Annotated in this window: 16 protein-coding genes; 9 read left to right on the forward strand and 7 right to left on the reverse strand. The window is 63.7% G+C overall.

What is annotated here, in order from left to right; all coding sequences use genetic code 11:
* Window positions 1-408: 408 nt before the first annotated feature.
* From AC0LPE_RS19895 to AC0LPE_RS19915, 5 genes are all read left to right on the forward strand, one after another.
* Window positions 409-1,323 (forward strand): UTP--glucose-1-phosphate uridylyltransferase, encoded by a 915-nt coding sequence (locus AC0LPE_RS19895; RefSeq protein WP_490606376.1) that lies wholly within the window; start codon window positions 409-411, stop codon window positions 1,321-1,323.
* A gap of 944 nt (window positions 1,324-2,267) precedes the next feature.
* A complete protein-coding gene (locus AC0LPE_RS19900) occupies window positions 2,268-3,074 on the forward strand; it encodes a helix-turn-helix domain-containing protein (protein ID WP_490606377.1) in 807 nt (268 codons plus the stop codon).
* Window positions 3,075-3,169: 95 nt separating this feature from the next.
* Window positions 3,170-3,706 (forward strand): hypothetical protein, encoded by a 537-nt coding sequence (locus AC0LPE_RS19905; RefSeq protein WP_490605063.1) that lies wholly within the window; start codon window positions 3,170-3,172, stop codon window positions 3,704-3,706.
* 78 nt (window positions 3,707-3,784) lie between these two features.
* Window positions 3,785-4,543 carry an aspartate dehydrogenase domain-containing protein gene (locus AC0LPE_RS19910; protein ID WP_490606378.1) on the forward strand — a complete coding sequence of 253 codons (759 nt, stop codon included), beginning with the start codon at window positions 3,785-3,787 and terminating at the stop codon, window positions 4,541-4,543.
* Between the two features lie 271 nt (window positions 4,544-4,814).
* Window positions 4,815-5,192: a hypothetical protein gene (locus AC0LPE_RS19915; RefSeq protein ID WP_490605064.1), complete on the forward strand. Its 378-nt coding sequence runs from the start codon at window positions 4,815-4,817 to the stop codon at window positions 5,190-5,192.
* A 70-nt stretch (window positions 5,193-5,262) separates the two neighbouring features.
* On the opposite strand, the gene AC0LPE_RS19920 is transcribed toward AC0LPE_RS19915, so the two are convergent.
* On the reverse strand, window positions 5,263-6,183 hold the full coding sequence (locus AC0LPE_RS19920; protein WP_490606379.1) for an SDR family oxidoreductase: 921 nt from the start codon (window positions 6,181-6,183) through the stop codon (window positions 5,263-5,265).
* A gap of 999 nt (window positions 6,184-7,182) precedes the next feature.
* Between AC0LPE_RS19920 and AC0LPE_RS19925 the strand changes: the two genes are divergently transcribed.
* Complete coding sequence (locus tag AC0LPE_RS19925; protein ID WP_490605065.1) at window positions 7,183-7,578, forward strand: hypothetical protein; 396 nt, start codon at window positions 7,183-7,185, stop codon at window positions 7,576-7,578.
* Window positions 7,579-7,761: 183 nt separating this feature from the next.
* Window positions 7,762-9,156, forward strand: coding sequence for an IS1380 family transposase (locus AC0LPE_RS19930; RefSeq protein ID WP_490605066.1), 1,395 nt, complete (start codon window positions 7,762-7,764; stop codon window positions 9,154-9,156).
* 48 nt (window positions 9,157-9,204) lie between these two features.
* Here the strand turns inward: AC0LPE_RS19930 and AC0LPE_RS19935 are convergent, their stop codons facing one another.
* From AC0LPE_RS19935 to AC0LPE_RS19950, 4 genes are all read right to left on the reverse strand, one after another.
* Window positions 9,205-10,407, reverse strand: a complete 1,203-nt coding sequence (locus AC0LPE_RS19935; protein WP_106201818.1) for an IS110 family RNA-guided transposase — start codon at window positions 10,405-10,407, stop codon at window positions 9,205-9,207.
* Window positions 10,408-11,118: 711 nt separating this feature from the next.
* Complete coding sequence (locus AC0LPE_RS19940; protein ID WP_490606380.1) at window positions 11,119-12,558, reverse strand: sugar transferase; 1,440 nt, start codon at window positions 12,556-12,558, stop codon at window positions 11,119-11,121.
* A gap of 268 nt (window positions 12,559-12,826) precedes the next feature.
* Window positions 12,827-14,887 carry a heavy metal translocating P-type ATPase gene (locus AC0LPE_RS19945; protein ID WP_490605067.1) on the reverse strand — a complete coding sequence of 687 codons (2,061 nt, stop codon included), beginning with the start codon at window positions 14,885-14,887 and terminating at the stop codon, window positions 12,827-12,829.
* 48 nt (window positions 14,888-14,935) lie between these two features.
* Complete coding sequence (locus tag AC0LPE_RS19950; protein ID WP_490606381.1) at window positions 14,936-15,583, reverse strand: DUF305 domain-containing protein; 648 nt, start codon at window positions 15,581-15,583, stop codon at window positions 14,936-14,938.
* Between the two features lie 190 nt (window positions 15,584-15,773).
* On the opposite strand from AC0LPE_RS19950, the gene AC0LPE_RS19955 reads away from it, so the two are divergent.
* Together AC0LPE_RS19955 and AC0LPE_RS19960 are read left to right on the forward strand one after the other, a co-directional pair.
* Window positions 15,774-16,460, forward strand: a complete 687-nt coding sequence (locus tag AC0LPE_RS19955) for a response regulator (protein WP_490605068.1) — start codon at window positions 15,774-15,776, stop codon at window positions 16,458-16,460.
* Window positions 16,457-17,575 carry a sensor histidine kinase gene (locus tag AC0LPE_RS19960; RefSeq protein WP_268654515.1) on the forward strand — a complete coding sequence of 373 codons (1,119 nt, stop codon included), beginning with the start codon at window positions 16,457-16,459 and terminating at the stop codon, window positions 17,573-17,575. Before AC0LPE_RS19955 ends, AC0LPE_RS19960 begins: the two co-directional genes overlap by 4 nt.
* Here the strand turns inward: AC0LPE_RS19960 and AC0LPE_RS19965 are convergent.
* Both AC0LPE_RS19965 and AC0LPE_RS19970 read right to left on the reverse strand, forming a co-directional pair.
* Window positions 17,566-18,003, reverse strand: a complete 438-nt coding sequence (locus AC0LPE_RS19965) for an SRPBCC family protein (RefSeq protein ID WP_088897951.1) — start codon at window positions 18,001-18,003, stop codon at window positions 17,566-17,568. The genes AC0LPE_RS19960 and AC0LPE_RS19965 overlap by 10 nt on opposite strands.
* A gap of 106 nt (window positions 18,004-18,109) precedes the next feature.
* On the reverse strand, window positions 18,110-18,970 hold the full coding sequence (locus AC0LPE_RS19970) for an MBL fold metallo-hydrolase (protein WP_490605069.1): 861 nt from the start codon (window positions 18,968-18,970) through the stop codon (window positions 18,110-18,112).
* Window positions 18,971-19,101: the final 131 nt, after the last annotated feature.

The raw sequence follows: 19,101 nt of genomic DNA on the forward strand, positions 1-19,101 counted from the left end.
TGTCGTAGAGACTCTAGCGTTACGTACCGCTATCGTCAGTGCGAAGTTGGACCTCTGGACCGGAGACCACGCTGCGTACCGATCGCGATCTTAGTGGCGCAGGCTACGGTGGTGCGACTTTAAGGTTCGGAGCGTGACTTCACGGCATTCGACGCGAATCAATCCAGTTGTGGCCAGATCGATTTCAGCGAGTTCTACCTCACCAATCGCATGGCCGACATCTATAGATGCGCCTTCGAAGGCGAACTGGGATAGTATCCGGCGGAACGGTCGCAGGTTCTGAGACATCAATCACACAGGGTTTCGGACACCTTCCTTCGGGTAGTTCGAGCGTTCCCTCGTCGTTGACGAGCTGCTATCAGCTGGGGTGTGACGAGGCAGAAGCAAGATGGTCAGTTTGGACGAGGGATGGTCATGACGGGTGTGTTTCAAACCGCAGTAGTGCCAGCCGCTGGGATGGGGACTCGGTTCCTGCCAGCTACGAAGTCGGTGCCGAAAGAACTACTGCCCGTGCTGGACACACCAGGCATCGAAGTTGTTGCGTCGGAAGCAGCTCGCTGCGGTGCGCAACGTCTTCTGATCGTAACGGCACCTGGTAAGGACAGTGTGGTAGCGCATTTCGCTGAAGATTTCGATCTCGAGGAGCACCTTGCAGTCAATGGCAAATTTGGACTGCTTGAAAAGGTGCGGCGCGCACCAAATTTGTTGTCGGTTGATGCAGTTGTTCAGGATAGCCCTCTCGGACTTGGCCATGCTGTCGGTTGTGCGGAAGCAGCTCTTAGTGACGACGAGGACGCGATCGCGGTGCTATTACCGGATGATCTCGTTCAGCCGACCGGCATTCTCGAGAAGATGGCCCTCGTCCGTGCGGAGCGTGGTGGAAGCGTGCTGTGCGCCATCGACGTGCCAAAGAGCCAAGTGAGCTCATATGGCATATTCGAAGTCGACCAAGTGCCCGGCCACGCGGATCAAGATGTTCTGCGAGTCCGTGGGATGGTGGAGAAGCCGGCGCTCGGCGATGCACCTTCTACGCTCGCCGCCGCCGGCCGATACCTCTTAGACCGCGAGATTTTCGATGCTTTGCGGCGGATCAAGCCCGGCGCCGGTGGAGAACTCCAACTGACCGATGCGGTCGCGCTTCTGATCCAGGAAGGACGTCCTGTTCATGTCGTTGTGCACCGCGGAACCCGCCACGATCTAGGCAATCCTGGTGGTTTTCTTCGAGCTGCCGTCGATGCTGCACTGAACAGTGAAGAGTACGGTGACGAACTCCGTGCATGGCTGCGGGCGCGCTTGGAGAGAGACGAATCCGCCGCGAACTGAAGGTAACAGACGGTCACTGACCCAATGGGGACTTAGGTCCCGACCGAGGGTGCCGAATGGCATCGGTTCTGGTTAAAATTTGCATCGTGTTGCCTCCCCGCAACATGCCGTATGTCCCCTCCCCTGGGATTACGGCGAGCGAGCCCCGCTGGCCCCTCCCCTCTGCCAGCGGGGCTCGTAGCAGCCAAGACCAGCGTGACGTTACTTCTGCGAACCTCCAAGTACGTTCTCGGGCACGTAGACCGACTGGTACGTCGGGCTAGAATTACTAGTTTGATTGACGAAAACACCGACGATGAAGACCCCAATCGCTGCTACAAGTGCCATGATCGCAGTGATAAGCCATAGATCTGGGCCGTTCTTCGCCCGGAACACGATCCGTTTCGAAGAGGTATGAACTGCCGAAGGACGCTCTCGCCCCGAACCTGCGCCGTCACTTCGCACCGACGACGACCTACCGACTCGGAGACGCTCCGAACCGTCGTCGATGCGCTGGAACTGGATCGTGTCGGCCGATTGGTCGACTAACAGACGCTCACTCACGGGAACCCCAATCAAAGTTGCACTGATACTGCAACTTCGGACGGTCCGATTCTTCCGTTACGTTACCTTCTCGATTTCACCCTCATTTTCATCCGAATGGAGGACAGTTCGCGAGTTTTCGTTCGAACGATGGACGCCTGTCTTCAGCCCGGCATGTATCTCTGGTGGCGATCGTTGACGCCTTCCGTCGCCGATGCCAAAATGATCAACTACACCCGAACGGGTGTGCGAACAACTCAAACAGATGGCCCGTCGCGACTGGCATCGCGACGGGCCGGATGTCCGACTGATCAGGAGTCGAACATGCGTCAGCATACCCATGCGCAGGTGCCGTTGTGAGCATCGACGCGATCACCTGGGCTCTCGAACACGCCGATATCCCCTCTCCCACTCCACCTGGTATGCCGTCGGCGCCGGCACTGACCGTGGTCTTACTTGGCCTCGCCAACCATGCGTCTCGTTATGGCGCGGATGCGTATCCTTCCGTCCGCAAACTCGCTGGTTACGCCCGCATAAGCGAGCGTCAGGTGCAGCGTTGTCTAAAGGCACTTGTCTCGCTTGGGCTCATCTCGCGGGGCGATCAAGAGCGAGTTGCAGCCACCATTCCTCGCGAAGACCGCCGTCCCGTCCTCTACAACCTGTCGATGAAGCGAGGCGACACTCCGTCACCCCGCAGCTCCGAACGAGGTGACAGGGCTACACCTCGCGGGGTGACAGGAATGGCCGCGCGGGGTGACGCCCCGGTCACCCGAACCGTCCTTGAATCAAAAGAAGAACCTGCTGCTGTCCGCGACGCGACGAATCGCACCCACGAAGCAGAACGCGAACGGCAGCAGTCATCTCGCGTCGATCGCCTAGCCACGGCGTGCCGCCGGGCCGGCCTCACCGCACGGTTCGACACTTTGACTCCCGCGAAGCGCACGATCGTCGAGCAATCCATAGCCGTTCACGGAATAGACGCGCTCGTCCGTGCTGCCTTAGATCGTCATCGACCGTGGGACCCAGCGCGTTCCGCGGCAGCGTGGATCCCTCTGTGGCAATCGCTGCAACCGCCGCAGCCGAAGCTCCCACCGCGGTGTGGCCGATGCGATGAGTACGGCTGGCTACCCGATGACGAGTTCGGGCGTGCAGTGCGCTGTCCATGCCGTCGCGCGACATTGCATAAGCACCACACTCGTAGTAAGGAGGCGATGCCGTCGGTGGCATGACAGAGTCGAGCCCTGCGTAGTTCGATCGACGGATTCCTCACCGGTCTTCGGCTCCTTACGCTGGCCCGCATCGGGTACACGACAAGGAGATCCGGATGACGAACAAAGTGGAAGCGGCAATGATGGCCGGCGTTCGAGGTGAGCTGCTCAGTTTTCACCCACTGGTGCAGGCGGCGCGAAAGAACGACGCTCTCATCGTCATCGGCATCTACGGTGGCGCAGCAGTTGTTTCGCTCGTTCTCATCGTGTTCGTCATGAATCCGACGGTGACGCTGATCGTGGACCTCCTGATGTTCGCGGCCTGGGGCGCCCTCGGATACCTGTTCGTCGCGCTCGGCACGCGGTTGTCCCACAACCTGGCTACATGGGGCATCGCATTGGTCGCCGCGATCGTCGCCGTGTCCAAGGTATTCGGCAACTTGAGTGGTGCTTTCATGTGGAACACAATGAACGCGGTCTTCGCAGAGACCGACCTCGAGTTACCGGGTGCAGGCGGATATGTGTTCCGACTCATCGTGTTCGGAGCACTCGCGGCTGGCTGCATCTACCTGGTGGTCGTCATGACACACTCGATGAAGATAATGTCACCGACGCCTCCCCCTTTCCCGCCGCCCGGTACCATGAGCCCGTAGTTCACAAGCGCGGCGGCTGCAGTCGCAAAGGATGTGAGGCAACTGGTACCCGAGGGAGTTGAGCGTCGTCCGCTCGCAGTGTGCGTAGTCGGTGCTGGAACGATCGGGCAGACGGTGATCGACGCTCTGCGCGAGCGCTCGGTGCCAGACATAAGACTCACGGCGGTCCTGACGTCACGCAGCAGTGTGCAAGAGACTGCAGCCGCGCTCAAGGCCTCCGACATCGTGGTGGAAGCTGCCACGGTCGACGCCGCTCGGACTCTGCTCCCCGAGGTGGTGAAACGCGGAAAGGACATCATCGTCTGTTCATGCGGCGTCTTCGCCGAGCGCGACTTCGATGTGAAATCGTTCGGGTCCGGACCAGGACGTGTATTGCTCCCGACGGGCGCGATTGGCGGCTTCGATGTTTTGGCCGCAGCGGCACGAGCAGGATCCCGCGACGCACGCTTGACCCACACCACGATCAAACGACCCAGTGCACTAGGCATCGAAGAACGTCTGGACTCGGAACGCACCGTTTTTCGAGGATCTGCCCGAGAAGCCGCGCTGACCTTTCCGCGGACCTCGAACTCGTCGGTGGCTCTCGCCCTCGCGACGCTCGGGCTTGATCGGGTCGAGGTGGTGGTCATTGCCGACCCCGCCGTTGCGAGCACGCGCCACGTCGTCGAGTGGGAGTCGCCGCTCGGCCGGTACGAGCTGACGTTCGAGAACGCGATCGACCCGGCGTCGAGTGGGCGCACGTCTGCGATCACTGCTTGGTCGGTGATCGAGGTTCTTGCTGCGCTACCGCTCGGGATCGGCCCCGGCGCGGTCGTGCTCAAGCCTCCCCGTAAGTAGTAGCCGGCCCGAGAGGCTCCGAACGCTTTCACGAGGGAGATTGTCGCTTTCGCGTGTTTGGAGCAGATTTTCGGGACGAAAGTCCCAAATGCGCGGGCGGAATCGTAACCACTTCTGTCACATTCAGGTTTCCTGATGGTTGCCCGGGTAGCGGAGGGTGAACGAGTCCTGTACACAGTGTGAAACACCACATTCCGCAGGTGAAGGTGTAACTCTCTACCGGGAGTGGCAATTCGGTTTCACCTGACCTACTCGCACCCTGGAGCAGCCTGTGACGACATCATCACTTTCGGACCGACCGGCACGGGTACTTTTCCTCGGCACCCCCTCCAGCACCGTCGCACTCGACAGGTGGAAAGAACTGCAGGAGCGCCTCGACCTCGCGGGGATCGAGACCACCACCGCCTTCGAGGGCGAAGTGGACTACGCGATCCTCACCGAGGACATCCTCGACGGCTACTGCACCGCCGCCGAAGCACTCACCCTGCAGAAGCTCCGCGCTCGAGGGATCACGTGCGCAAGCACATGCGCCGGCCCCGAGCAGATCCTCGCCGCGCTGGCGGAAACCTCGGCCGACGTTGCTTCTGTCGTGCCGATCTCGGCAGCCCGGGGAAGCACTTACCGGCACGCTGTATCCAGCGCAGTCTGAAACTCCAGAACGAGTCGTGCGCGCCAGTGGAGATTCACTGGCGCGCACGACTCGTTGATTACGGCTCGTTCTACGGCGAGGGCATCCCGCCGTTGACGTGGATCGTCGCGCCCACTACATAACTGGACTCAGGCGACGCCAAGAACACGTAGGCGGGTGCCAGTTCGGTCGGCTGCCCCGCACGTCCGAGCGGAGTGTTCTGCCCGAACTCGGGCAGCTCTTCCTTCGGCTGACCGTCCGACGGCTGCAGGGGCGTCCAGATCGGTCCGGGCGCAACCGCGTTCACACGGATGCCCTTCTCCGCCAGTTGGGTCGCCATGTTCTTCGTGAAGTTGTTGATGGCCGCCTTTGTCGACGAGTAGTCGATTAACGACGGCGACGGCTGGTACGCCACGATCGATGTGGTGTTGATGATCGTCGAGCCCGGCTGCAGATGCTTCAACGCCGCGCGCGTGGTGCGGAACATCGCAAGGATGTTCACCTGGAAGGTCTGCTCGAGCTGATCGTCGGGCAGGTCGTCGAGTCCCTCGACGGCAATCTGCTTGCCCGCGTTGTTGACCAGGATGTCCAACCCGCCGAGCTGCTCGACCGCCTGGTCGACGACATCGGAGCAGAACGACGCATCCGTCAGATCACCGGGAAGCGTGACTGCCTTGCGACCGCTCTCGGTGATGATGCGTGCGACGTTCTTCGCGTCGGGCTCTTCGTCCGGCAGGTACGAGATCGCGACGTCGGCACCCTCCCGCGCGAACGCGATGGCCGTGGCAGCGCCGATGCCCGAATCTCCACCGGTGATCAGTGCCTTACGTCCTTCGAGCCGGCCCGTGCCTCGATACGAGAACTCGCCGATGTCGGCCTTGGGCACCATGTCGGCGTCGAGTCCCGGCTCGGGCTGATCCTGCTTCGGAGGCGAGATGGACGGGTAGCGAGTGGTCGGATCCTGAAACTTCAGTTGATCGGCCTTAGTGGTGTGTACGTCGTTCTCTACCATCTTTACCGTCCTTGAAAGTTGGTGCTGTCTCCAGGCTGTGGAGAGGTCATAGATCGACTTCCCGCCGCGGCGTCGGAACAAACTCTATTCTCAAGCGGCGTCAACCTGGTCGATCTTTCCGGCCGGCGCGGCAACAGATGATGCAGCCGAGGCGAACCAGGGAATTGCAAACGGCGTGGTGGTGCGGCTTCGAACATTCTGGCGAGTAGATCGAGCCCTGTGAGGCTGCGTCCGATCAGGGACGTCGATATGCCAATGGTGACACCCCATGAAACGTTACTGTCAATAATTGCTGTTTAAATGAAACCGAAGATCCAAGGCGAGGATTACACCAATCGAGGTAATAATTTCCTAAGCAAGAATGCCAATCATTATCGCTCGATTCACTCACTTTCGCGTTTCTAGCCGCGGATTGACAACACCAAAGATCCGCCGACGACTGCCGAGCGCTCCGATAGAACGATAGGGAGCTCGAAGGCACCGAGGCAGAAGCTCATCGATCGCAGCATACATCGACACGAGCGTCGCAACTGCGCGGGTGGTAACGCCCAGCCAGAATGTAGCCGAACCCTGCGCGCGATCGGAAGCCGGTAGCAATATGTAGGCGATCGCAATGGTAGACAAGAATATTAACATCGCACCTACGAAAGTGGATCTGGTTACCGTGAACGGATCCACTTAGCAGATTACCCTTGGATGATCGCTGCAAGATCGTTCGCCACGCCCATGCCGGATGGGGCCCCTTCGGGGTGCAGAGCGCGTCAAACATCCATATCATCGCGATCTAAATCCGCTGTCCGGCCAACGGCACAGTGCGCCCTCGTTTAGAGACGAACTTTCGATCGGCTGGATTTACCCGAAGACACTCGCAGATGTCCGCATTCTGATGAAATCAGTAAGATTCGATCTTGGCCATAAGAGGACGCGGCAAGTTCACAGTCCCGAGGACTAGTACTGGGATAATGAGTGAAATAAGTCTCGGCATCCACAGTAACCACCGTGCCCTACGTCTCCACCAAGTCCGTCTTCGTGAGAACATCGCGCAGGCAAGGGACCACGCCCGACCAGTCGCAAAATCCAGTTGGTGAACACGGACTCAACCCCGGGGGCGTCGTGCCTACATTGTCTGCAGATGCGACCCATTTCGCCGAGGATCTGATGCTCGCTGTCGGTTTGTTCCTCAACGTTTTGGCCTGCCTGGGGAGATTCCGGGCGGTGCATGTCCGCTGCACGGATTTCTGGCAGTTCACGGGTCGCCATGGCCGGTTTCATGACATAGACATCGCTTTGGGTACCGCTGCGTTACCCTATGTCATCTGTTCGAACGACACTGTCGGGTCGCAGCATTCGACAGATGTGACGCCCAGACCACCGGATCAGGTGCTTCAAGCCTGAACACGTGCCGTTCGGGCCGCAGATGGGTGGAATGAACGCGTCCGGCGTCACCATCGTCTTAGCCTGCCGCTTTCACGGTAATTCGTGATTGCAGGGTGTCGTGAACGAAGAATGGTGCACTGAACTGCGAAAATATGACTTGTCTAGGGTCATATCCGCCGCAGTTCGAGGAGCACCATTCCGGTGAGCAAGTCTACGTCCCCCTACCCACGCGTGTCCGCATCGGCCACCGGAACCGGCGTCGTGTCGCACGCCGGAGCGGTCCTGCTGCTGCGCACCGCGGAGAAGACCGGCCTCGCTGCGGCGTTGACGACCGAACTCGCACCATATCGAAAACCGCTGGCCCGACACGATCCCGGCAAGATCGTGCTCGATCTCGCGACAGCACTGGCACTCGGCGGAGACTGCCTCGCCGACATCGCACAACTGCGGGCGCACCCGGAAGTCTTCGGACAGGTGACTTCCGACCCGACTGTCTCCCGCCTGATCGGAGTGTTGGCCGCCGACGCCGATACCGCACTCGCCGCGATCGGACGTGCCCGCGCCACCGCCCGCACCCATGCCTGGACTGCCGCCGGTACGTCGGCTCCCGACCATGCCATCGACGAGCACCATCCGCTGGTCCTCGATATCAATGCCACCCTGGTCACCGCACATTCTGAGAAGGAACAGGCCGCCCCGACGTTCAAGCGAGGCTTCGGTTTCCATCCGTTGTGTGCGTTCGTCGACCACGGTGCCGGCGGCACCGGTGAACCCGTCGCGATACTGCTGCGGCCGGGGAATTCGGGGTCGAGTACCGCTGCCGATCACGTCACCGTGGTGCAGGAGGCACTGGCACAGTTGCCGTTCGATCCGGAATACCGGGTCGGGAAGAAGGTGCTGGTGCGTATCGACGGCGCCGGCGGCACCCACCACCTGATCGAGTATCTGACCAAGCGCAGGATCTCGTATTCGGTGGGGTTCGGATTGACCGACGCCCATGCCGAGGCGATCGATCTGGTCCCGGAGCGAGCGTGGACTCCGGCCTACGACGCCGATGGGCAGGTCCGCGACGGGGCCTGGGTCACCGAGATCACCGACCTGCTCGACCTGTCGTCGTGGCCGAAGGGCATGCGGGTTGTGGTCCGGAAGGAGCGCCCGCATCCGGGTGCGCAGTTGCGGTTCACCGATCGTGACGGGCTGCGCCTGACCGCGTTCGTGACGAACACCCGAAGCGGGCAACTACCCGATCTGGAGTTGCGGCACCGGCGTCGGGCTCGGTGCGAGGATCGGATCCGGGCAGCGAAAATCACCGGGTTGCAGAATCTCCCGTTGCACGGGTTCGATCAGAATCGGATCTGGTTGGCGCTCGTGCAACTTGCGTGTGAGCTGCTCGCGTGGATGCAGATGCTCGCGTTGACCGATCTCGCGGCGCGGCGGTGGGAACCGAAACGGGTGCGGCTGCGGTTGCTGTCGATCGCGGGGAGGATCGCCCGGCATGCCCGTAAGGTTCGGCTGCGGCTGGCCGCATCGGCTCCGGATGTCGAGGTCATCGTGGCCGGACTGAGCCGTCTCGCCGCGTTGCCTGCACCCGCGTGACCTGCACGTATCTGCTTCATCGAGACGAAAGGACTCTCAATGATCCTGTCAAGCCGCCACCGCGGTGACCGGCACAGTCGGTTGCCAGGTGCGGTTGTCGCGGAGCAGAGCGTAGAGAACGTCCACGCGCCGCCGAGCCAGGCAGATCGTGGCCTGGACGGGTCGCTTACCTTCGGCACGTTTGCGCTGATAGTAGGCGCGGGATCGGGGATCGCAACGGACCGCGGTCAACGCCGACATGTACATCACCCGGCGCAGGCGCCTGCTGTAGCGCTGAGGGGTGTGCAGACGCCCGGTGCGTTTACCCGAATCCTTGGGTCTCGGCGCCAACCCGGTCCAGGCAGCGAGTTGGTCGGCCGAGCCGATCAGGGCGGGGTCACCTACTGCGGCAAGGAATTCGGCTCCGAGCCGGAATCCCATACCCGGCAGGCTCAGGATCACTTCGGCCAGAGGGTGACGGCGAAATCGGGCCTCGATCTCCGCGTCCACGGCGTTGATACGTGTGTCGAGGTCGATCACCGCCTGCGCCAATTCGGCGACCAGTTCGGCAGCGACATCTTCCCCCGGCAACCGCACGGTCTGCGCCTTCGCGGCGGTGACTGCGGCCCGGGCGATCGATTCGGCGTGGCGCACCCCGGCCCCGGTGAGCATTGCGGCCAGTCGGGCCGCCCCGACGCGGCGGATCGCTTTCGGTCGCTGGTAGCGGGCCAGCAGCACCACCCAGCCCCGGTCCGAGGAGATCTGCGCGACGCGTTCGAGTCCGGGGCAGATCGCGACGAGTTGCTGACGCAGCCGGTTGATGGTCCGGGTACGGTCGGCGACCAGATCGGTGCGGTGGCCGGTGAGCATCTGCAGCTCACGGATCAACTCGTCGTCGGGACGCAGAACGGGCAGGTCCGACCGCATCCGGGACTGATCGGCGATCACCCGGGCGTCGCGGGCGTCGGTCTTGGCTTCGCCGCCGCGGTAGACCGACGATGCCTGCCACACCGAACGTCCGGACAGGTAGCGCACCGGTTTCCCGGCGTCGGCCAGCACAGTCAGCAACAAGGTGACGTAGGCGGTGGTCAGATCCACCGTCCACGACACCGTCTCGGCGAGTGCGTCGATCTCGGTGATCACCGCACGGATCGTTGCTTCGTCGTTGTCGCATCGCCGCGACAGCACCACCGTCCCGGAGGTGTCGAGTACGCATATCCAGTGGTGTTCTTTGCCGACGTCGACTCCTGCCCACAGTTGCGAACCGGTCATCGGATTTCCTCGTTTTCGCTTGTGTTCCGGCCTGGCCCCGATGGACGCCTCCGCCGGCATTTCCTTAAACAAGCGATCATGCGCAGATCTCAATCAGCGGTCCGAGGTGTCCAGACAGGTCGGGTGGCCAGTCCTTTCAAGCCCCACTCGAGAGTGGGCAAACCTTATGCAGCCTCGCCCGGCCTGCCCGGGTTACAGCTCAACGTAACTCTCACGAAGTAACTGCACCTACGAACTTAAGGACACCTTTTCCGGGGCCGTGGACCCCCGGCGTGACCCGACCGGCTCGGTTGCTCGAGCGTGGGTGCACACCGGATCTGCGGTCTCCACACCCAATCCGAAGCCGCTCAGGCCGGCACGCGGGACTCAAGAAAGATTGAGGTTAGCGACGCCGTTTCGGTCGCGGCACTGCACACCGAAGTCAAGGTCGTTTCCGACCCCTACTCCACGAGGAATCGGCGAGGTACTTGCGACGACGACTCCGGGCGCAAAAGCAATTCGCTCGGATTCAACTTCAGCTATCCCGACGGACGCGGTAGTGCAGGTCTCATCCGTCCACCGAGCTCATGACCTCGAGAAGGAGGGAGTCCCCGCCGGAAGGGCATGCGAGTAACCTTCCGGCGGGGTTCGATGTCACCGTGCAGGGGACGGCGACAGCCTGAGACACTACCGCGAAGTTGATCTTGGGGCGAGGACTGTTTCGCCCGAAGATCAGTAGGCGCCTTCGCTGGCGACGACCGCCTTCACTGTCTTCATGATGATCAGCACGTCGGAGACCATGGACCAGTTCTCCACATACGACAGGTCCAGACGCACCGACTCGTCCCACGACAGGTCCGACCGGCCACTGACCTGCCAGAGGCCCGTCACGCCCGGACGCACCAGCAGACGACGCTTGACCCGGCCGTCGTAGCTCTCCACCTCACGGCGCAGCGGCGGACGCGGACCCGCCACGCTCATCTCGCCGCGCACGACGTTGATGAACTGCGGCAACTCGTCGATGCTGAAGCGACGCAGAACCCGGCCCACACGGGTGACGCGCGGGTCCTCCTTCATCTTGAAGAGCAGGCCGGCGCCCTCGTTCTGATCGAGCAATTGGTCGACCAGCTTGTCGGCGTTCTGCACCATCGAGCGGAACTTGATCATTCCGAACGGAGTTCCGTCGAGTCCGATGCGCTCGGACTTGTAGAAGATCGGGCCGCCGTCCTCGAGCTTGATGAGCAGCGCTACGACAGCAAAGACCGGGGCGAGACACAGCAGCGCGGTGAGCGAGAACGCGAGGTCGAACAGACGCTTCCCGCTGCGCTTGGCACCGTGATAGCTCGGCTTCTCCACATGGATCAGCGGCAAGCCGGCCACCGGGCGCATCTCGATGCGCGGACCGGCGACGTCGACGACGCCGGTCGCCACCACAAGATCGGCACGCTCGGGCTCGAGCTGCCACAGCAGGTCGCGGATGCCTTCGTGACCGAGGGTCTCGGTGGCGGTCACCGCGACGGTGTCGGCACCCGAGGCACGCAACGCTTCGACGACGGTGTTCTCGTCGCCGTGGATCGGGATCTGCCGACCGTCCACATCGATACTCTCGCCGGGCACACCGGAATAGCGCGGCACGCACACACCCACCACGCGATAGCCCTCACCGCTGCGGCGCTGGAACGTGCTGGCCATGTGACGAACTGCGCGAGCACCGCCCACCACCAGCACCGACGTCGTGAACTCGCCCTTCCGGCGACGGCGTGCGACGACCCGTCGCCAGACCCACCGGAAGAACAGCAGTCCCGCCAGGCCGACGGGCAGAGCGATGGCGAGATAACCGCGGGCGAGCTCCATCCGGAAGATGAGCGCCACGATGGCAACGAGGCCGAAAAGATTGAGCGTCGCCGAAACGACGCGCTGATATTCCTCGAAGCCGGCGCCGATCACCCGCCTGGACCGTGTACGGAACAGAGCAAGAAATGCGATCCACGCGGCGCCGAACGCAACGGAGACGAGCGTGTAACTCAGCGTTCCGACGCCGTCCATGGTGACCAGTGAGTCCTGCCCGAACCGCACCACATGCGCGAGCGCAATGGCCAGCACGACGACCAGAGCGTCGGTGACGAACAGAGTGTTGACGTAGGACTTCTGCCAGCCCCACCTGGTGGACATCCGATTACCGGCCGGAGCGCCGGTACCGACATCGGCACGTGAAATGCTGTGCACAGCATCGTAGTTCGCGGGACGAACTGTGGTCATGACGGAAGAACCCTCATAGCGTGTCTCCTCCCCGAGACGCTTCGACGCTCGAGCACCTCCCTGCACTCGGACGTCGACAACCCCGTATAATCATGCCGCGTCCTCCGTAGCGACTCCGATACGTTATGCGATTGAGATCGTCTCACAGAAGTGTCGCTCGCGCGCGTCAACAAAAGAGAAGTTATCGGGAAACTCGTCCGTCGGTAGCGTGCCCGGGGTCGAGATCGAGGCGCCTGAGCGTCTGCGCGTTGAGCGCGACGACGATCGTCGACGCCGACATGAGCACCGCGGCCACGGCCGGCGAGATCGCGATACCGGCGAAGGCCAGCACACCGGCCGCCAACGGAACGGCGACGACGTTGTATCCGGTTGCCCACAGCAGATTCTGCCACATCTTGCGGTAACTCGCGTGCGAGAGCTTGATGATCGACAGCACTGCTCGCGGATCGTTCGCGGCGAGGACGACACCGGCCGACTCGATCGCGACGTCCGTGCCCGCTCCGATCGCGATACCGACGTCGGCTCGCGCGAGGGCAGGCGCGTCGTTGACCCCGTCGCCGACCATTGCGACGGTGTGCCCGCGCTTCTGCAATTCGGCGACCTTCGCGTCCTTGTGTTCCGGGAGCACTTCCGCGAACACTTCGTCGATGCCGAGATCGGCGGCCACGGCGTCGGCCACCTGCTGGGCATCACCGGTGATCATCGCGACCGTCACGCCGCGCGCATGCAGCGCGTCGACGGCCTGGCGGGATTCGTCGCGCACGGTGTCCTCGAGCGCCACGGCTCCGAGTACCCGCCCGTCGGAGGCGACGTGCAGCACCGACGCGCCGCGTCGTACCCATCCGTCGGTGACAGCGGCGACGTCGTCGGGCACCGACAGTTGCAGGGAGCTCAGCATGGACGGTCCGCCGATCGTCACCTCCACTCCGTCGACGAGTCCACGCACGCCTCGGCCGGGCAACGAGCGGAAGTCCGTCACCACCCTCCGCTCGGCGGACGGCACGCGGGCATGGGTGGCGGCGACGATGGCGCGCGCGACCGGGTGCTCGCTGTCGGCTTCGACCGCCGCTGCCAGGGCGAGCAGATGATCCTCGTCGGTTCCCGCTGTGGCGACGACACCGGTGACCTCGTGCCTGCCCTGTGTGAGGGTGCCGGTCTTGTCGAACAGCACTGCGTCGACGGTGCGCATGCGTTCGAGCGCCAGCCGATCCTTGACGAGCACACCCGCCCGAGCCGCACGTTCGGTCGAGATCGCGATCACCAGCGGAATCGCCAGACCCAGCGCGTGAGGGCAGGCGATGACCAGGACGGTCACGGTACGCACCACGGCTTCGTCGAGATTGCCGAGCAACGTCCACACGACAAAGGTGAGAGCACCCGCGATTGCGGCGAAATAGAAGAGGAAGGCCGCGGCGCGATCCGCCAGCGCTTGCGCGCGGGACGAGGACGCCTGGGCATCGGCGACCATGCGCTGGATGCCGGCCAACGCGGTGTCCTCTCCCACCGCCGTGATCCGCACCCGGAGCGCGCTGTCGGTGGCGACGGTGCCCGCGACCACCGTGTCGCCGACGTCGCGGGTGACGGTCTTGGATTCACCGGTGACCATCGACTCGTCGACCTCGGCGGTCCCGTCGATGACGGTGCCGTCGGCCGGCACGCGCGCTCCGGCACGCACGAGCACCACATCGTCGAGGGACACTTCGTGCAACGGCACCTCGACGACACCATCGTCGGTGACCTTCTCTGCGGTGTCCGGCAACATCGCGGCCAGCGCTTCGAGTGCTCCGGAGGCCGAACCCAGCGCCCGCATCTCGAGCCAGTGACCGAGCAGCATGATGACGATCAGCAGCGCCAATTCCCACCAGAAGTCCAGGTCGAAACCGCCGACCTCGAGAGTGGTGGCCCACGACGCGACGAAGGCGACCGTGATGGCCATGGCGATGAGCAGCATCATCCCCGGTCGGCGGGAACGCAGTTCGGCCCAGCCGCCGGTCAGGAACGGCACGCCGCCGTAGAAGAAGATCACCGTGCCCAGTACCGGTGGGATCCACTCGACGCCCGGAACATCCGGGAGGTGATAGCCGAAGAGTTCGGCGACCATGTGGCTGAAGACCACGACCGGCACCGACAGGATCAGGCTGACCCAGAACCGTCGCCGGAACATCTCGCCGTGCGCGCCGTGCCCCGCGTGACGATCGTGGCCGGCGTGCTCGTGGGTGTGTTCGTGCACCTGCTGGGACATCGACAGCTCCTGACTCGGCCGGCGGGACGAACCCGCGACGCGGATCGGCTACAGAGTGGTCAACAACTGACGCATCGTGTCGATTTCCTTCTGCTGGGTGTCGGCGATGGTGCGGGCCAGCTCGACGGTCTCGGGATACTGCCCGTCCTCGATCTCGTCCTGCGCCATCTCGATCGCTCCCTCGTGGTGGACGATCATCTGCTCCAGATACAGGCGGGCCGCGTCGACACCCTGCGCGTCGGACAGTGCCTGCATGTCCTGCTCGCTCATCATCCCGTCCATGTGCGGCATGTCGTCCATGTGCGGCATGCCGGGCATGTCGAGTCTGTCCATCCGGGGAGTGCCCTCCCTGTGCATGGGCGGCATGCCCCACTCGTCGAGCCACGCCTCGAACTGCTCGATCTCGGGTTGTTGCTCTGCCTTGATCTGCTCGGCCAGCGCCCTCACCGGCTCCGGGATGCCGTCCTTTGCCAGCAGCATGTCGCTCATCTCGATGGCCTGCGCATGGTGCGGGATCATCATGCGCGAGAACATCACATCGTCCTGGTCGAACCGCGCGGAGTTCGCCTCGGCGGATGTCGGGACCGAAGTGGCGGTCGCCGTGGTTGCTTCGTTGCCACTGGAATCACTGCACGCAGACGTCGTGAATGCCACTGCCAGCGCGATCGCACCGGCGGCCAGAGCCTTCTTGTTCATGGCATCCACCCTCGCGTGTGCGCTCCCGGGTTCCGGTGGAGATCTCATGAAGATTTGCTCAAGAAGTGCGGGCACATCGTCAGCACCACGGCGGGTGGTGATGATGGATGCCATGCCTTCCTCTGTTCGCCCAACGGGACCATCCGGCGGATCCGCACCCGCCCCGAGCTCGACCGGCCGGATGCGAGCCATGGTCGTCGAGGACGAGGAGTCGTTGGCGAAGCTCGTAGGTTCGTATCTCGAACGCGACGGCTTCGACGTGACGATCACCGGCGACGGATCCGAGGCCGTGACCCTCGCGCGGCAGGTCGACCCCGACATCCTGGTGCTCGACCTCGGCCTCCCCGGACTCGACGGGGTCGAGGTGTGCCGGCAGCTGCGCACCTTCTCCGACGCGTACGTCGTGATGCTCACCGCGCGCACCGAGGAAGTCGACACCCTGATCGGTCTGTCCGTCGGAGCCGACGACTACCTGACGAAGCCGTTCAGCCCGCGTGAACTCATGGCCCGCATCCAGGCCATGCTGCGTCGTCCCCGGACCACTGCACGGATCTCAGCCTCTACGGGCCGGCAGGACCGCGTGTTCGGCGATCTCTCCATCGACGTCGACGGACGGGAGGTCGCCGTGCGCGGCACACCGGTCGCGCTCACCCGCACCGAGTTCGACATCCTCGCTGCCCTGGCGCAGGACCCAGGAGTCGTGTTCACCCGGGCGCAGCTCATCGCGGCCGTGTGGGGGCAGAACTGGGTCGGCGACGACCACCTCGTGGACGTGCACATCGGCCATGTGCGCCGCAAACTCGGCGACGATGCGAACCAGGGACGTTTCGTGCGCACCGTCCGCGGCGTCGGCTACCGGATGGGTACAGGACGATGACGTCCCGCTCCCCCACCGCGACGAGTTTCGGCACCCGCCTGTTCCTCGCGCTCGTCGCCGTCGTCGTCGGATGTGCCGTCAGCGCATGGCTGGTCGCGTCCGCTCTCGCTCCCGGGATCTTCCACGACCATCTCGGACAAGCGGGCATCGATCACGATTCGAGCCAGGCCGCCCACGTCGAAGAAGCCTTCACCTGGGCCATCGTCCTCGCGTGGGGTCTGGCGGTCGCGATCGCGGTGCTGTTGGCCTCGGCGGTCAGTTGGTACATCGCGCGACGGATCCAGCGTTCGCTCGACACGGTGACCACCTCCACCGCGCAGATCGCCGGAGGTCGTTACGACACCCGCGTCCCCAGCCCCGAGCTCGGCCACGAATTCGACGAACTGGCAACCAGTTTCAACGAGCTGGCACGACGCCTCGAAGCCACCGAAATCACAAGGCGCAGAATGCTCGCCGACCTCGGGCACGAAATGCGCACACCCATCGCCACACTCGACTCCTATCTGGAAGCACTCGAGGACGGCGTCCGCACTCTCGACGACGACACCCGGCAGATTCTGCGAGCCGCCACCCACCGGCTGAACCGCCTGGCACAGGACATCACCGCGGTCTCCCGGGCGGAAGAGCACCTCACCCGCATCCATCGGGTGCCCACTACCACCGGCACCCTCGTCGCCACGGCGGTCGACGCGGTGCGCGAGCAGTACGACGGCAAAGGCGTGACGTTGCAGGCCGACGTCGTCGAATCTGCGCCGGTGACGGTCGATCCCGACCGGCTCGGACAGGCGCTGGCGAACCTGCTGGACAACGCCCTACGGCACACACCGGCAGGAGGAAACGTCACCGTCGCCACTCGCATCCTGGGCCGCGACCGAACGGAGATCACCGTGACCGACACGGGCGCCGGCATCGCGCCCGATCACCTCGACCACCTCTTCGACCGGTTCTACCGCGCGGACACCGCCCGCGACCGGAATCACGGCGGCAGCGGCATCGGCCTGACGATCGCGCGGGCACTCGTCGAAGCCCACGCCGGTCGCATCCACGCGCACAGTGAGGGACCGGGCTGCGGAGCCCGGTTCACTCTGGAACTGCCGACGGCGAGTCAGGCGTAATTGGACAGGACGAACTCGGTCAGCCCCTTCCGGACCGCTTCGACCGCATGCTTCTGCCCGCGCTTCAGCACGAAGCCGGGAACCGGAACCTTCGGTTCGAGCGACATGGTGACGTGCACCCGGGTGCCGCGCGCGATCTGTTCGAGGGCGTACTCCCCGTCCTGGCTGCGCTGCATCGCACTGTCGACGAGCGTCCACGACGTCGAACTCTCCGTCCACGAATGCTCGATGGTCTGGGTATCGGAGAAGCCGAGCAGCGACAGGGTCATGCGGATCCGGAGCGGCCGGCCGTCGTCATCCCGGGTGAGCACCTCGACGCTCTTGTGCGCCGACGACCACTCGGGAATGCGCTCGACATCCTTCAGGGCGCGCATCACCTGCTCGGGTGTGGCCTCGATGTCGAATCGATCGGAGACGCTGGCCGCCATGTCGGGTCCTCCTCGTCGGAAACGCGGTACATCCACCAGATGACCCCGGATGCCCCACGCCGAAACCCCGCCGACGGTGCCGGCGGGGTTCGGTCCGTGCTGTCGATCAGCTGTCGACGCGCACCTCGTCGCCGGTGATGAGGAAGGTCATCAGGTCGGTGCCGACGGTCAGCGGGCCGTCGTAGTTCTCCCGGGTGCGTTCGACGAGCGTCTCCTCGGAGATCCCGGGGACGCGGCCGGGGATGCCGTTGACGATGTGGCTGTACACGGCCATCTTCGGCTGGGTCTGCTCGAAGATGTCGCCTGCCTGCTGCGGGTTCGTATGGTGCGCGTACACGCTGGGCAGCGCAGACGGATCCTCGAAATCGGCAACCTCGTGCACCAGCACGTCGACGCCTTCACCGAACTTCAGGACGTTCTCGGTGGGAACGGTGTCGCCGCTGATGAGCACCGACTTGCCCGCGTAGTCGACGCGATAGCCGACCGCCGGCTGGATGGCACCGACCGGATCGTGCTCCACGGTGAACATGGTGACGGTGACGCCGTCCTGATCGAAGACGACGCCGTCTTCCGCGAACTCGTGCGATTCGATCGGCGTGGTCGCGGGATCCACTTCCTTGTCCGCGACGCGCACGTCGATGTCGTTGCGGTAGGTGCTCTGCATTCCGTCGCCGATGTTCCGGACGCCGACGGGCCCGTAGAGCTGGAAGGCGCCCTCGCGCCCACCGAGCGCCGGGACGTAGCTGCTCATCCAGAGGTCGGACAGGCCGTTGATGTGGTCGGAGTGGAAGTGGGTGAGGAAGACGGCGTCGACCTGACCGACCGGAACGCCGGCCTGCGTCAGGCGCACCGTGGCTCCGCGCCCCGCATCGAAGACGAGGTTCAAGCCGTTGGCCTGGACCAGCGTGGACATGCCGTAGCGCTCGGTGCTCGGCACCGGCGTCGTGACACCGAAGGTTCCTTCCAAGGGAAGGAGAGATTTTGTACGCACTACGTACTTAATGAACGCTGTGCGTACATACTGTGCGGGTCATCACAGCGGAAAGTCAAATCACGGTTGGGTGTCGGAGATCGAGAACGGCCCCGGAGTCGAAACCC

This window comes from Rhodococcus sp. S3 (assembly GCF_058211795.1).

Coding starts and splice junctions, on each gene's coding strand:
- AC0LPE_RS19960 (WP_268654515.1), top strand. CDS start 16,457: ATGACGTCCCGCTCCCCCACCGCGACGAGTTTCGGCACCCGCCTGTTC.
- AC0LPE_RS19935 (WP_106201818.1), bottom strand. CDS start 10,407: ATGACCGGTTCGCAACTGTGGGCAGGAGTCGACGTCGGCAAAGAACAC.
- AC0LPE_RS19905 (WP_490605063.1), top strand. CDS start 3,170: ATGACGAACAAAGTGGAAGCGGCAATGATGGCCGGCGTTCGAGGTGAG.
- AC0LPE_RS19945 (WP_490605067.1), bottom strand. CDS start 14,887: ATGTCCCAGCAGGTGCACGAACACACCCACGAGCACGCCGGCCACGAT.
- AC0LPE_RS19950 (WP_490606381.1), bottom strand. CDS start 15,583: ATGAACAAGAAGGCTCTGGCCGCCGGTGCGATCGCGCTGGCAGTGGCA.
- AC0LPE_RS19900 (WP_490606377.1), top strand. CDS start 2,268: ATGCCGTCGGCGCCGGCACTGACCGTGGTCTTACTTGGCCTCGCCAAC.
- AC0LPE_RS19920 (WP_490606379.1), bottom strand. CDS start 6,183: ATGGTAGAGAACGACGTACACACCACTAAGGCCGATCAACTGAAGTTT.
- AC0LPE_RS19955 (WP_490605068.1), top strand. CDS start 15,774: ATGGTCGTCGAGGACGAGGAGTCGTTGGCGAAGCTCGTAGGTTCGTAT.
- AC0LPE_RS19965 (WP_088897951.1), bottom strand. CDS start 18,003: ATGGCGGCCAGCGTCTCCGATCGATTCGACATCGAGGCCACACCCGAG.
- AC0LPE_RS19895 (WP_490606376.1), top strand. CDS start 409: ATGGTCATGACGGGTGTGTTTCAAACCGCAGTAGTGCCAGCCGCTGGG.
- AC0LPE_RS19940 (WP_490606380.1), bottom strand. CDS start 12,558: ATGTCCACCAGGTGGGGCTGGCAGAAGTCCTACGTCAACACTCTGTTC.